The sequence below is a fragment of the Mesotoga sp. H07.pep.5.3 genome, from assembly GCF_002752615.1.
GTDB classification, from domain to species: domain Bacteria; phylum Thermotogota; class Thermotogae; order Petrotogales; family Kosmotogaceae; genus Mesotoga; species Mesotoga prima.
Window position 1 is genome coordinate 1 of record NZ_AYTV01000003.1, and the last position, 13258, is coordinate 13258.

The 13258-nt window shown below is 46.4% G+C and carries 13 protein-coding genes and 1 tRNA gene; 1 reads left to right on the plus strand and 13 read right to left on the minus strand.

Annotated features, from left to right (window positions below; all coding sequences use genetic code 11):
* Positions 1 to 182: 182 nt before the first annotated feature.
* From V513_RS02020 to V513_RS02075, 12 genes are all read right to left on the minus strand, one after another.
* Positions 183 to 1454, minus strand: a complete 1272-nt coding sequence (locus tag V513_RS02020; RefSeq protein WP_099771482.1) for a M16 family metallopeptidase — start codon at positions 1452 to 1454, stop codon at positions 183 to 185.
* 7 nt (positions 1455 to 1461) lie between these two features.
* Positions 1462 to 3675, minus strand: a complete 2214-nt coding sequence (locus tag V513_RS02025; RefSeq protein ID WP_373561602.1) for a polyribonucleotide nucleotidyltransferase — start codon at positions 3673 to 3675, stop codon at positions 1462 to 1464.
* 84 nt (positions 3676 to 3759) lie between these two features.
* On the minus strand, positions 3760 to 4020 hold the full coding sequence (gene rpsO / locus V513_RS02030; RefSeq protein WP_006491437.1) for a 30S ribosomal protein S15: 261 nt from the start codon (positions 4018 to 4020) through the stop codon (positions 3760 to 3762).
* 82 nt (positions 4021 to 4102) lie between these two features.
* Positions 4103 to 4984, minus strand: coding sequence for an L-serine ammonia-lyase, iron-sulfur-dependent, subunit beta (locus V513_RS02035; RefSeq protein WP_099771484.1), 882 nt, complete (start codon positions 4982 to 4984; stop codon positions 4103 to 4105).
* Positions 4981 to 5649 carry an L-serine ammonia-lyase, iron-sulfur-dependent subunit beta gene (sdaAB, locus tag V513_RS02040; RefSeq protein ID WP_099771485.1) on the minus strand — a complete coding sequence of 223 codons (669 nt, stop codon included), beginning with the start codon at positions 5647 to 5649 and terminating at the stop codon, positions 4981 to 4983. Before sdaAB ends, V513_RS02035 begins: the two co-directional genes overlap by 4 nt.
* 59 nt (positions 5650 to 5708) lie before the next feature.
* Complete coding sequence (eno, locus tag V513_RS02045; protein WP_099771486.1) at positions 5709 to 6992, minus strand: phosphopyruvate hydratase; 1284 nt, start codon at positions 6990 to 6992, stop codon at positions 5709 to 5711.
* 14 nt (positions 6993 to 7006) lie between these two features.
* Positions 7007 to 7708: a uridine monophosphate kinase gene (locus V513_RS02050; RefSeq protein WP_014730102.1), complete on the minus strand. Its 702-nt coding sequence runs from the start codon at positions 7706 to 7708 to the stop codon at positions 7007 to 7009.
* Positions 7709 to 7753: 45 nt separating this feature from the next.
* Positions 7754 to 8359: a translation elongation factor Ts gene (gene tsf / locus V513_RS02055; protein WP_099771487.1), complete on the minus strand. Its 606-nt coding sequence runs from the start codon at positions 8357 to 8359 to the stop codon at positions 7754 to 7756.
* Positions 8360 to 8437: 78 nt separating this feature from the next.
* The gene (coaD, locus tag V513_RS02060; protein ID WP_014730104.1) at positions 8438 to 8914 is read right to left on the minus strand and encodes a pantetheine-phosphate adenylyltransferase; all 477 of its coding nucleotides are present in this window, start codon (positions 8912 to 8914) and stop codon (positions 8438 to 8440) included.
* Between the two features lie 59 nt (positions 8915 to 8973).
* Positions 8974 to 9438, minus strand: coding sequence for an RrF2 family transcriptional regulator (locus V513_RS02065; protein WP_099771489.1), 465 nt, complete (start codon positions 9436 to 9438; stop codon positions 8974 to 8976).
* 2 nt (positions 9439 to 9440) lie between these two features.
* Complete coding sequence (ftsY, locus tag V513_RS02070) at positions 9441 to 10352, minus strand: signal recognition particle-docking protein FtsY (protein ID WP_099771490.1); 912 nt, start codon at positions 10350 to 10352, stop codon at positions 9441 to 9443.
* Positions 10352 to 12094, minus strand: coding sequence for a proline--tRNA ligase (locus V513_RS02075; protein WP_099771491.1), 1743 nt, complete (start codon positions 12092 to 12094; stop codon positions 10352 to 10354). The genes ftsY and V513_RS02075 overlap by 1 nt, the downstream gene beginning before the upstream one ends.
* Positions 12095 to 12214: 120 nt before the next feature.
* Here V513_RS02075 and V513_RS02080 point away from each other — a divergent pair, with 120 nt between their 5' ends.
* Positions 12215 to 13063, plus strand: a complete 849-nt coding sequence (locus tag V513_RS02080) for a purine-nucleoside phosphorylase (protein ID WP_099771492.1) — start codon at positions 12215 to 12217, stop codon at positions 13061 to 13063.
* A gap of 21 nt (positions 13064 to 13084) precedes the next feature.
* Here the strand turns inward: V513_RS02080 and V513_RS02085 are convergent.
* A tRNA-Val gene (locus V513_RS02085) sits at positions 13085 to 13159 on the minus strand.
* Between the last annotated feature and the right edge of the window lie 99 nt (positions 13160 to 13258).

The window sequence follows — 13258 nt, forward strand, 5'->3', positions numbered from 1 at the left end:
TCATTCTTTTGAAACTCGCTGGATTGCTATCCATTTTTCAATGACCCTTTCTCCTCGCTCGCCTTTCCCGCTAACGCTAACTTCGCGTCAGCAATTCCTATACTACCAGTACCACTTCCTATTGTCAAGTTACAGGTTCGTTTCCTCTGGTCCCTTCTTCGAGCGAATCCATGCGGATTAACTCAAATTTCGAAGTGTTCTTCTGTCAAGAATGTGGAGTTCTGCATTTGTTCAGGGAGAAGTAGCGATACATTCCAGGGGCCGGCGATATGTCTCTTGATGGAGTCGTTTATATCATCAATGGTAAGGGCTTCTATTCTTGCGATCAAGTCCTCCAGAGAGTCCGGTTTTCCACAAATAACTACGTCATCCAGGAATCTGCTCAGCGTCTGCAGTGTTCCTTCGGTAGACATCAATAGTTTTCCTTTTGCCCTTTCCTTTCCATAATTGAACTGAGCTTCGGTTACGCCCCGGCTTATGAGGTTCCCTATTTCCTTTTTCAGCGAAGCCACCAGATTGTCAAGGTTCTTCGGGCCGGTGGTTGCATTTATCATGAATGCGCCGGAATCTGCATAAGAGACGAATTCAGAACTGATGTTGTATACCATTCCAAGTTGTTCTCGGATATTATGGAACAGAATGGAACTCATTCCGCTTCCAAAGAGAGTGTTGAATATCTTGAAGGCATCGAAATCATCCTTGTTTCTTCTGCCCGGGGCGTCTCTAGTCAATAGAAGATGAACCTGCTGAAGGTCCTTTCTTCTTTCAACAATCCACAGTGGTCTTTGTGAAATCACGGGAGATTTGGCAACGGGTTTAGAACCGTTGACTCTCATGGAAAGAAGTTTTCTCTCGGTATTCTTCAGGAGATCCTCGTTATAGTTTCCCGAAACGGCAAAAATAACGTTGTTTGCGACATATTTGTGATCGTAGAAGTTGGTGAGCTTTTCCTTCTCCAAATTTCCGACTGTATCCTGGTAGCCGAGAATCGGCCTGCCAAAATCTCTGTCCCAAACCTTCTCAATGGTCATGTCGTATATTCTGTCGTAGGGGTCGTCTTCAGCCGCGGCGATCTCCTCCATAATGACCCCTCTTTCGAGTTCCAGAGAGGTTTCGTCAAAACGCGGGGAGGTTATCAAATCGAATAGGATCTCCAGAGCCTCAGAAGCATAAGTGTCGGGAACCTTTGCATAGTAAACAGTTGAGACTCTTCCCGTATAGGCGTTAAGACTACCGCCTATTCTCTCGATCGGTTCCTTTATTTCGAAAGCATTTCTTCTAAGAGTTCCCTTGAAAAGAGCGTGTTCAATAAAATGAGAAACGCCGCTGATGGAATCTTCCTCATCAGCGGAACCCACCTTCATCGCGAAAGCCATCGAGACCGTTCTCGTCTCTTCTTTTCGCTCACCTATAATAACTGCGCCGTTCGGCAGCTCAATATAATGATTATTCATCAATTACCTACTTTCTGTTTCTGTCTCCTCGGTTTCTGTCGTTTCTGTCGTTCCTATGGTATGGCCTTTTATTGTCTCGCTTACTGTCCTCTTTAACCTCGACACCTTCGAGCTTCAGACTTATCTTTCCCATCTGATCAGTTCCTGCCACTTCGACGGCAATCGTGTCTCCGACTTTGTGCTCTCTAAGGAAATCCTTGCCGCTGGCACCCATCTTCGAAATATGCAGGAGCCCGGTCTTTCCTGGCGCAATCTCTACGAAGAATCCATAGGCCTCCGCTCTCGAGATCTTTCCTTCGAAAAGCTGTCCGGGTTTCACTTCAGAGATTATCGCATCTATTACTTTTTCCAGCTGATCGAGTTTTTCTCGATTGCTTCCAACGATCTTAGCCTGAGATCTCTCGTCATCTATGAAGATCGTTGAATCATACTCGCTTGAAAGTTTCTTTATGACCTTTCCGCCGGGTCCGATAATCTCCCCAATCTTCTCGTAAGGGAGATTGATCGTCCTTATAATAGGTGCATAGTCGGAGACAAACTTTCTCGGTTCGGGAATGGCTTCGTACATAAGATCAAGTATCTTGAGTCTTGCCAGTCTTGCTTGCTCAAGTGCTTTTGTCATTATCTCACTTGATACGCCGGAAACCTTCACATCCATCTGAAAAGCGGTTATACCGTCACGAGTTCCTGTAACCTTGAAATCCATGTCACCCATGTGATCTTCGTTTCCCAGAATATCTGTGAGAACGACGGTCTTTTCCGGTTCTTGAATCATGCCCATGGCAACACCCGCCACGTGCTTCTCCATCGGAACTCCAGCCGCCATTAATGAGAGCGATCCGGAGCATACGGTTGCCATTGAAGAGGAGCCGTTGGATTCAAGAACTTCAGATACGACTCTTATTGTATATGGGAAAGATTCGCCGTTAGGCACAATGTTCTTCAGAGATCGCTCGGCAAGATGACCGTGTCCAATTTCTCTTCTGCCTGGCCCCCTAAGCCTCTTCACTTCCCCGGTGCTGAAAGGCGGGAAGTTGTAGTGAAGCATAAACGACTTCGAACCCTCTTCAAACATCGTATCGACTATCTGTTCGTCCATCGTTGCCCCGAGAGTGACAATTCCCAGACTCTGGGTCTCGCCCCTGGTGAAAAGAGCCGAACCGTGTGCTCTTGGCAGGAGATCAAGTTCAATGTTGATCGGACGGATTTCGTTGTGCTTACGCCCGTCCATCCTTACATCGTCTTCTATTACTCGCCTTCTCATTACTTTCTTCTCTATGTCGTGGTAGAAGTCCTTCACGAAACCAATGTTGTCTTCGATTTCCTCTTCGGACCATCTTTCTTTTGCTTTTTCTATAAACTGCTCGATTAGCTCGTCCCTGTATGTTTTCAAGGCTTTGTCCTTGTTCTTCTTACCGGGAGTGAGCATTATCTCGGCGAGCTTATTTCTGTCAACCAGTGTTTCGAATGATTCGAGAAATCCTTCTGGCGCAGTCGGTATCTCGAGCTCCCACTTCTCAGTCTGGAACTCACTGATTATTTCCTTCTGGAAGGCTACGAGCGATTTAATAGCTTCGTGGGCCGCTTCAAGCGCTCCGACCATGACTTCTTCAGAGACTTCTTTTGCCTCCCCTTCTACCATTGCAACTGCGTCTTCCGTCCCTGCAACAACTATATCGAGTTCAGATCTTTCGAGTTCGTCGGCAGAGGGAAACACGACGTATTTTCCATCGACATATCCTACCTGGACGCCGGCGACGATCCCTTCGAAGGGAATCGGAGAAATATTTAATGCAAGTGACGATGCCATTATCCCCCAGATGTCGGGCGGGTTGTCTGGATCGGCAGACAGGACAGTCACGATAACCTGAATCTCATTTCTCATCCCGTCTGGGAAGAGAGGCCTGATAGGTCTATCTATTATTCTTGCAGAGAGAACGGCATTATCGCTCGGTCTGCTTTCTCTTTTAAGAAAACCACCCGGTATCTTTCCCGCCGCATAGAACTTTTCCTGATACTCAACGGTAAGAGGAAGAAAATCAGTTCCCGGCACTGCCTGTTCATTTCCATTCACCGTAGTTAGCAGGACTGAATCGGCATACCTGAGTACAACGGCTCCATCAGCCTGTTTTGCCATCTTCCCGTTTTCTATGACGAGCTTCTGGCCAAAGAATTCCCTTTCCCATCTCCTATAACTCACAATAACACCTCTTTTTCTCATTTCATCAAATAATCAATTATATCAGCTGAGTAAAACCCACGCAAAAAAGGAGCGGTAAACCGCTCCAGACGATTTCTACTTCTATCAACCTCTCAGCCCGAGTTTGTTTATCAGTTCGAGGTAGACTTCAGGCTTCTTGGTCTTGATGTATCTCAACATCTTTCTTCTTCTTCCGACCAACTTTAGAAGACCCCTTCTAGTATGGAAATCCTTGGGGTGTTTCTTGAGATGCTCAGTGAGATGCCTGATTCTCGCGGTGAGAATTGCGATCTGAACTTCGGTCGAACCCGAATCGTTGTCGTGAATCTGATATTCCTTAACTAGTTCTTGCTTGTTAACTTCCATGTATCTGCCTCCCAATATAATCCTCTATCCAAGAAAGGGCTATGCCTCAAACCGAGAATAGGGCAAGGCAATTTTAAACCGATTAGACCTTCCTGTCAACTCCACTCAGGAAGTCTGCCACCATCTTCTTTGCAGTCGGAGTGATCGCGATCCCTCCTCTTGCCGTTTCCTTGAGTTCTTCGGGTAATCTTCTCCCAACTCTTCCGAGAGAGTCGGCAACTTCTTCAAAGGGGATGGCCGACTTAATTCCGGCAAGCGCAAGTTCTGCCGCTGTGAATGCAATGGATACACCAAACGCATTTCTTTTGACGCAGGGGATTTCAACGAAACCTCCAACGGGGTCACACACAAGTCCCATTAGGGACTTCAACGCGAGCGCCGGGGCATTCTCAAGCGCACTGTATTCTTCGGGATGCGTAGCGTAGACTATGGCAACTGAAGCCATCGCCGTAGCGGTACCTATCTCTGCCTGGCAGCCTGACACGGCACCGGAAATCGACGCCCTTTTCCTGATCCTCTCGCCTACAGCTCCAGAAACCAACAATGCGTTTCCAAGTGTTTCAAGGTCAATATTTCTATTGAAGTGAAGAGAAAGGAGGGCTCCCGGAACGACACCACATGCACCCGCAGTAGGACACGCAACTATTTTCCCCATGCTTGCATTGTGCTCAGACATCGAGAGGGCAACTCCAACTCCTGAATAGACCAGCGGACTGAGAAACTCAGGAGCGTGATTTCTCGCCTTTTCATCGTTATCTCCGACCCAGCCAGTAAGAGATTTCTCGGGTTTTTCGAGCCTGCTGCGGTAAGAACTCATCATCTCTCCGACCAGTTCCTTTGCGGTATCTTCGGCAACTTTCGGATCATTTCCAGTACTCATCATGTACCAGTCAGACACGACTTTATGAAGCGGAGTCTTCGAGTCTCTTGCGGCTCTTACCAGGTCTTCAAACTTCATTATCATACCAGTGAATCCAGCCTTTCGAGATAGGATACTTTCTTCACGACTTCAAGCCTTTTTATAGCACTAAGCAGATGCTCGTCCGGTTCATTATCCAGTTCGACTACGCATAGAGCCTCGTGCCTGAACGGGTCTACTCTTGAAAGAAAGAGATTGCTGATGTTCATATCGCTCGAAGAAATCGCCCCTACAATCTTTGAAAGAGCCCCGGGAATATCTGCGTTTAGTATCACTAGCGAGGGATACTTTCCAGTAACGTCGGTTTCAAAATCATCTATCGCAGTAATCCTTATCGAACCGCCACCAACCGATGCTCCTGTCACTGTCAAGAAGGACTCTCCGGAGCTCCCATTGATTTTAACTGTGTTTGGATGAAAGTCACCCATGTCTTCTTCTTCGAAAGTGAAATAGATGCCCTTGTCTTTTGCTATTTGGAAGGAGTCTCTCAGAATGGGATCGGATTCCTTGATCCCCATTATTCCGCCGACGAGAGCTCTATCTGAACCGTGGCCCCTGAAAGTTGCGAAGAGCGGTGAGTTGAGCACAAATCGCACTTCGTTAGGCGTTTTGGCAAAGAGTGACCGAAAGGCCCTGCCTAACCTTGCCATGCCGGCGGTATGGGAGCTCGACGGCCCCACAATTGCCGGACCAATGATGTCTAGCAGCATCTTTCTTCCTCCAATGAAAACGCGGAACCTTACAGGCCCCGCGCTACAATGATTATCAGTTAAAGATTATAGAAGGATTCCCTTCCTCTGAACTGTGCCTGTTCTCCGAGTTCTTCTTCGATTCTCAGAAGCTCGTTATACTTCGCGATTCTGTCAGTCCTTGATGCAGAACCTGTCTTTATCATGCCTGTATTAGCGGCTACGGCAAGGTGAGAAATAAAAGTATCTTCAGTCTCTCCAGATCTGTGTGAGATTACACAGGTCATTCCGTGCTTTTGCGCATACTCGATCGTGTTGAGAGTCTCAGTGACAGAACCGATCTGGTTGAGCTTGATTAGAATAGAATTGGCCGATTTCTTCTCGATGCCTTTTTTGAGTCTCTTTATATTGGTAACGAAAAGATCGTCTCCAACAATCTGAATAGTGTCTCCAATCTCTCTCGTGAACTTTGCAAAGCTTTCCCAGTCCTCTTCGGCAAATGGGTCTTCAATTGAGATTATTGGGTATCTCTTCGTGAGATTCGAGTAGTATTCGATCAGCTGATCTGGAGTGAGCTCTTTCCCGTCGATGTTATAGAGGCCCTTGTCTTCGTTGTAGAATTCGTTTGCTGCACAATCAAGGGCAATCATGATCTCTTCTCCTGCCTTGTAACCGGCCGCGTCTATAGCGTTTATGATGTATTTCAACGCAGCCTCGTTGTTTTCAAAACTCGGAGCAAATCCGCCTTCGTCACCTACTGCAGTGACGTGACCGCTATCCTTCAAGAGCTTCTTCAGATTATGGAAGACTTCTACTCCGGCTCTAAGGGCATCCCTAAAATGCTTGAAGCCGGCGGGCACTATCATGAACTCCTGGATATCCAGGTTGTTGTCTGCGTGTTTTCCACCATTTACGATGTTCATAAACGGTACAGGAAGAGCCTTTGCGTTGACTCCGCCTAGATATTTGTACAGCGGTGTATCGATACTATCGGCCGCGGCACGTGCAACTGCCATTGAGACGGCAAGAATTGCATTGGCACCAAGCTTGTCCTTGTTTTCAGTTCCATCAAGCTCAAGAAGGGCCGCATCAAGAGTTATCTGGTCAAAGGCATTCATGCCTATGATCTCAGGAGCGATCACTTCGTTTATATTTTCAACCGCCTTCAGCGTGCCCTTTCCGAGAAATCTCTTCTTATCTCCATCTCTTAGTTCAAGAGCCTCGAACTTCCCGGTTGAAGCTCCTGAAGGGACTATTGCTCTACCATGACCACCGTCGTCAAGCCATACCTCGGCCTCAACTGTTGGGGTCCCCCTTGAATCAAGTACCTCCCTGGCTACTAAATCAACGATTTGAGCGTACATTTCTCCACCTCCAATTAATCAGGTAAAACTACCGTGCCTGTTTTCCCGCCTATTATAGCATCGAACAGGTTACCCTTGTTGAAGAAGTCTATAACTCTAACGGATAATCCATACCTCTGACAAATCGAGAAGGCTTCTATATCCATGATGCCTAATCCCTTCTCGATAGCCTCAGAGAAGGTTGTTCTGTCAATCTTGGTAGCGTCTTCATTCGTCTTAGGATCTTTGTCATATACTCCATCAACCTTCGTGCCCTTTATCAAAACATCTGCGCCGATTTCGACTGCCCTCACTGCGGCAGCTGTGTCCGTCGTAAAAAAAGGCAGATATGTCCCGCCGCCAAAAACGACTATCTTTCCCTCATTTAGAGCATCTTCAATGGTATCGTATCTGTGCTCAACTAGAGAAGAAATACCGGCAATCGAGGAGACTGCTATCGTCTCGAAACCGTTCACGCAGAGTGCTTCCTTCAAATAAAGGGCGTTCATAATGGTGCCAAGTATCCCAAGCTCATCGGCTCTTGATCCTCTCATATTCGACAGTTCACGACCCCTTATAAGATTTCCCGCACCGATCACTATTGCAAGTTGAATTTCCTTTTCAATAACCGGGCGGAGTTCTTCGATGAGAAAGGAAGTTCTCTCTGAATCAAATCCTCTCGCGCCTTCTCCGCTCAAAACCTCACCGCTGAGTTTCAAGAGCACTCTCTTATACATAAGCACCTCCGAAAAAAAGGTGAGCACCAGGCTCACCTTTCAGACTCAGTTCTCAGACTCTCCAACTTGCCAGCGGACGAATCTGCTGATTTTAATGTTCTCGCCGGTCTTCGCAATCAGTTCGACAAGGAGATCGTTTATCGTCTTGCCGCTTTCAAAAACGTATTCCTGCTCGATAAGGCAATTGTCCTTGTAGAAACTCTCGAGCTTGCTTTCAACGATTCTCTCTATTATGTTTGCTGGCTTTCCGCTATCTTTCATCTGTTCAGTGTATATTTCCTTCTCTTTATCTATGATCTCCTGAGGCACGTGTTCGCGGGAGATAAATCTAGCTCCCATAGCAGCCAACTGCAGAGCGATCTTGTGAGCAAGCTCTTTGAATTCTTCCATTCTCGCCACAAAGTCGGTGACACAGTTGAGCTCGAGAAGTACCCCGAGTTTGTCGTTGTGATGAATATAAGAATAAACAAGTCCTTCGGCCGTCTCTCTTCCCGAAACCTTGTCTGCCTTCAGTATCCCCTTCTTCCTGAGATAGTCCTTTGCCTGATCGAAATCTCCATCGGTTTCGACCAACGCCTTTTTACAATCCATCATGCCCGCTTGAGTGGCATCACGGAGTTTCTTTACCATGCCGCTGGTGATATTTGCCATTTTTCATGTCCTCCTCCATTAAAATTCCAAGAAAAATTATAACCCAGTTGTACAGTTAATATTTTCCGTGATGTTAAGTCATTTCCCAAGCTTTCTTCTGAATTCTTCCTGTACGCAAGGCGGAACCCATTTGGAAATGTCTCCCCCAAATGCCGCTATTTCACGGACCATAGAAGAAGAAATGAAAGAGTTGGAAGTGTCTGTCATTAGAAAAAGCGTTTCCAGCTCTTGAAGCATAGCCTTATTGGCGTGAGCCATTTGAAGCTCGAGCTCAAAGTCTGATACGGCTCTGAGACCACGAATTATGATCTTAACATCATTGGCTTTGGCGAAATCAACTAGAAGCCCGCTGTAAGTTATGATCGTAACGTTCTCCAGATGAGACACGCCACACCTTACCATTTCAATTCTCTCTTCATGACTAAAAAAATGTTTCTTGTTTACGTTTTCCATGACGAGCACCAGAACCTCGTCAAAGATTTTGCTGCATCTTTCGACCAAATCTATGTGACCGTATGTTATCGGATCAAAGGAACCTGGATAAACGGCTTTCATTTTATTCGACGCCAACGACTCTTTGTTTGTCGGTCAGGCGCCCCTCCTTTCAAAGTCTTCTACTCGAGATTATCCTTCATCTCATTTGATTCCAAGGGGTTCTGAGCAATTTTATCGCCGTATTCAAGCAGATTCTCGAGAGTCATAGAACCGAGTTCTCTCATCATTGCGTTGTATAGTTTGAACCATACATACTTAACAGTACAATTCGGGTCTTCAAGACACTTTCCGTTCTGCTGAAGACACGGATATGAATTCATAGGTTTATCGAGCTTCAGTATAACGTCTCTCAGTAGTATCTCGTTTGCAGGTCTCGCCAGACAGTATCCGCCATACCTGCCTCTTACGGCTTTTATTATCCCCGCCTGTCTCAGTTCACCGAAGATCTTCTCCAGAAAATCTCTCGGAATCTCATTTCCCTGGACGATCTCGACGAGCGAGAGCTTATCCTTTCCTTCGCGGGTCGACTTTGCCATTTTATAAAGTGCTCTCAAAGCATAACTGCTTTTAAGCGTAAAACCCATTTCTAAGCCTCCTCTGAACCCTCTTCCCCGGTAGACAAAAGAGCGTTCACGAATTCCCTGCTGTCAAAGGGTTTCAAATCATCTTCCTTTTCTCCTACGCCTATATATCTCACCGGTATCCCAAGTTCCTTTACAATAGCGAAAATAATACCACCTTTAGCGGTACCATCAAGCTTCGTCAGTACGATCCCGGTGACATCGACAGCTTCTTTGAATTTTTTGGCCTGTACCAGACCATTCTGTCCCGTAGTTGCATCAATTACAAGCAATACTTCATTAGGAGCTCCGGGCGATGCTTTGCCGATTACTCTATGTACTTTCTTCAGTTCTTCCATCAGGTTGCTTCGGGTGTGCAATCTGCCTGCCGTGTCGACAATCACTACATCCTTTCCCTTACTTACTGCGTGGCTTACAGCGTCAAAGGCCACTGCTGCGGAATCGGCGCCCTGACCCTGGCTTATGAAGTCAACGTTCGCTCTTTCACTCCAAATTCTAAGTTGTTCTACTGCGGCTGCCCTAAAAGTGTCACAGGCAGCGAGAACCACTTTGTTTCCATTGCTCGAGTAGAGTTTGGAAAGCTTGCCTATTGTGGTTGTCTTTCCGGTGCCGTTAACGCCGACCACCGAAACTACGTAAGGTCTCGATTGTGGCACCTCAAAGGGTATGTCAAGTATCTCGACAAGGACTTCTTTCAGTACCTCAACGGGTTCCTTCCCTTTATCCATTCTATCTTTCAAAGCTTCGATGACTTCCTCAGCCGTTTCGGAACCCATATCGGACAATATCAGGAGCTCCTCGATTTCTTCAAGTGAGTCAGAATCAAGCGATTCAAAAGAGAGAAGTTTTCTTACCCTCTTGAAGAAGCCTTCTCTGGTCCTCTTCAAACCATCGTTAAGTCTAGAAAAAACTCCCATTATTCGGCCTCCATCTTGCTGACAGGTCTGTAATTAGAGAGCTCTTTCTTGATCTCTTCCAAAAGGGTATCGAATCCATCTACAATACTAACTTCAAGTGGTTTCTTCTCCGTTCTTGGTTTCACTTCGACTATACCTTGGGCAAGCTTCTTGCCGAGCGTTATTCTTACGGGAATCCCTATAAGGTCTGCGTCTTTGAACTTCATTCCGGGAGATATCTCTCTATCGTCGAGGAGAACGTCGAAGCCCGCGTCACTTAAAATATCGTATAGTTGTATGGATTTCTCTGAGACGATAGGATCCTTTATGTTGACCGCAGTTACGATGATGTCGAACGGAGCTACAGCTAGCGGCCAGATGATACCATTTTCATCATGAAGCTGCTCAACTATGGCGCTAATAGTTCTAGACACACCCCAGCCGTAACAGCCCATAATATAATGAATACTATTACCTTTTTCGTCGGTCACGTATCCGTTCATCTTTTCCGAATATTTCGTCCCGAGTTTGAAAATATGTCCTACTTCGATGCCCTTTGCCGATTTCATAGGTGCCCCGCATTTAGGACAGGGATCTCCTTCAGTAACCATTTTGAGATCGTGCCAGGAATCAATTTTGAAGTCGCGTCCGGGAAGAACACCGGAATAATGATACCCCTCTTTCAGTGCACCACAAACCGCGTTTTTCAAACCTTCTATTGTATGATCTGCAATGATTGTGACTTCTTTTGGAAGGCCAATTGGACCGACAAAACCGATCGGAACTCCCAGTAAATCCAGAACCTCCTGAGGGGTTGCCATAACGAGAGTCTGGTCCTCTAGAGCGGCCTTCAGTTTTGATTCGTTCAACTCTTCGTTTCCGCGAATCAGAGCCATATAGTAGCCCTTTCTACCTTTATATATTAGGGACTTCACAATATCCCTCGAGGTCACTTCAAGGAAAGCCGAAACCTCATCTACCGTCCTGGAATTCGGCGTAGGAACTATCTTTAAGTCAGCAACAGCCCCTTCTTGAGATTCTTCTTGCAACAGATACTCCGCTTTTTCATCGGAGGCCGCGTAGCCACAGTCGCAATAGAGCAGAGTGGATTCACCGTAATCGGCTAGAACGTTGAATTCGTGAGACTCATTACCGCCAATGGCCCCGGAATCAGCTTCCACAACGAGAAATTCCAGTCCTATCCTTTGGAGAATCTTACTGTATGCACCATAGAACTGCTTGTAGGTCTCATCTAATGAGGACCATGAACCATGAAAACTGTATGCGTCCTTCATAAGAAATTCTCTTGATCTCATGAGTCCGAATCTGGGGCGAATCTCGTCTCTGTATTTCATAGCTATCTGATAAAGCGAAACGGGAAGCTGCTTGTATGAATTAAGCTCGTTTCTTAGAAGATGGGTAATGATCTCTTCATGGGTAGGCCCTAGCGTGAAGAACCGCTCATGCCTATCCTGCATTCTCATCATTTCCGGTCCATAGTCGTCCCATCTGCCAGTCTCGTGCCATAACTCAGCCGGCTGAATGATCGGCATAAGAATTTCTTGAGAACCAATAGCGTTCATCTCCTGACGGACGATATCCTCAATCTTCTTCAGAACACGAAAACCGAGCGGAAGAAAGGAATAGATGCCTGCCGCTACTTTTCTCACAAATCCACCACGAACGAGTAGTTTGATACTTATCAAGTCGGCGTCGGCGGGAGCTTCTTTCAATGTTGGGGCGTAAAGCTGTGAAAACCTCATTAGATCTCTCCTCTCGAAAATAAGCTAATCAGGACTAATTCAGTGAGATTATAGCATAGTTCCAGCAAGCTGTTTGACGTTTTGATATAATGAAGTATATGTCTTATAAGGAGGACGAGCATGAGTATTTCCTTGCTTCAGGAAGAGCTTAGGGACTATGTAGAAAATGTCAAAAGAGCCGCTCACTTCATAGAAAAGGAAGTCGATTTGCAGCCTAAAGTTGCGGTAATTCTTGGCAGCGGTCTTGGAGACGTGTCGAAGAGCCTTGAAAATGCCGTTTCAATTCCTTACGATGAGATCCCCGGCTTCCCGTTGTCTACCGCTCCGGGTCATAAGGGCGAACTGATTTTCGGAAATGCCCTCCATCATAGTGTAATGCTTATGAATGGTCGCTTCCACTTTTATGAAGGTTACTCAATGAGAACCGTCACCTTTCCCATAAGAATAATGCAGGAACTGGGTGTGGAGGTTCTCCTGATTACAAACGCTTCCGGTGGCCTGAATCCGGACTTTGAAGTAGGTAGAGTCATGCTTATAAGGGATATTATCAATTTCATGGGCGACAACCCTCTAATAGGTCAGAATGTTGACGAATGGGGCCCGCGTTTCCCCGATATGAGCGAGCCAGTCGACAGAGACCTCTTGAGCAAGGCTCTTCTTTCTGCGAAAGAACTTGGAATCGGAGTGTATGAAGGTGTATATGTTGGAGTGGCCGGGCCAAACTTCGAGACTCCAGCAGAGCTGAGAATGCTGCGACGGTTCGGTGCGGATGCCGTGGGTATGTCGACAGTTCCGGAGGTCATCGTTGCCCGGCATGCAGGTATTAGAGTATTGGGACTATCGGCGATTTCCGACAGGGCAGTAGCCGAGGATCTGAAGCCGCTAACTGCCGAAGAAGTTCTGGAAATGGCAAAAAAAGCTGGCAACGATATAAGCAAATTGATACTTAAGACTCTAGAAAAAATATAGGGAGAGCTACACTCTCCCCTTTGGTGGGTGCGGTAGGGATTGAACCTACGGCCTCTTCCTCGTCAAGGAAGCGCTCTTCCACTGAGCTACGCACCCGAACAAGATTGATTCTACCATCGTCTTAAGAGCGTTGTCAAGAACAAGTGAAAATGCTTTGGCTTCCGAAATAATACGTACAGGTTAACGGTATTTTGA

What these genes read in the sequence shown, in the direction of transcription:
- coaD (WP_014730104.1), bottom strand. Translation starts at nt 8,914, where the DNA reads ATGAAAGCCGTTTATCCAGGTTCCTTTGATCCGATAACATACGGTCAC.
- ftsY (WP_099771490.1), bottom strand. Translation starts at nt 10,352, where the DNA reads ATGGGAGTTTTTTCTAGACTTAACGATGGTTTGAAGAGGACCAGAGAA.
- rpsO (WP_006491437.1), bottom strand. Translation starts at nt 4,020, where the DNA reads ATGGAAGTTAACAAGCAAGAACTAGTTAAGGAATATCAGATTCACGAC.
- tsf (WP_099771487.1), bottom strand. Translation starts at nt 8,359, where the DNA reads ATGGCAAATATCACCAGCGGCATGGTAAAGAAACTCCGTGATGCCACT.
- sdaAB (WP_099771485.1), bottom strand. Translation starts at nt 5,649, where the DNA reads ATGCTGCTAGACATCATTGGTCCGGCAATTGTGGGGCCGTCGAGCTCC.
- eno (WP_099771486.1), bottom strand. Translation starts at nt 6,992, where the DNA reads ATGTACGCTCAAATCGTTGATTTAGTAGCCAGGGAGGTACTTGATTCA.
- V513_RS02025 (WP_373561602.1), bottom strand. Translation starts at nt 3,675, where the DNA reads ATGAGAAAAAGAGGTGTTATTGTGAGTTATAGGAGATGGGAAAGGGAA.
- V513_RS02075 (WP_099771491.1), bottom strand. Translation starts at nt 12,094, where the DNA reads ATGAGGTTTTCACAGCTTTACGCCCCAACATTGAAAGAAGCTCCCGCC.
- V513_RS02020 (WP_099771482.1), bottom strand. Translation starts at nt 1,454, where the DNA reads ATGAATAATCATTATATTGAGCTGCCGAACGGCGCAGTTATTATAGGT.
- V513_RS02035 (WP_099771484.1), bottom strand. Translation starts at nt 4,984, where the DNA reads ATGATAATGAAGTTTGAAGACCTGGTAAGAGCCGCAAGAGACTCGAAG.
- V513_RS02050 (WP_014730102.1), bottom strand. Translation starts at nt 7,708, where the DNA reads ATGTATAAGAGAGTGCTCTTGAAACTCAGCGGTGAGGTTTTGAGCGGA.
- V513_RS02065 (WP_099771489.1), bottom strand. Translation starts at nt 9,438, where the DNA reads ATGGGTTTTACGCTTAAAAGCAGTTATGCTTTGAGAGCACTTTATAAA.
- V513_RS02080 (WP_099771492.1), top strand. Translation starts at nt 12,215, where the DNA reads ATGAGTATTTCCTTGCTTCAGGAAGAGCTTAGGGACTATGTAGAAAAT.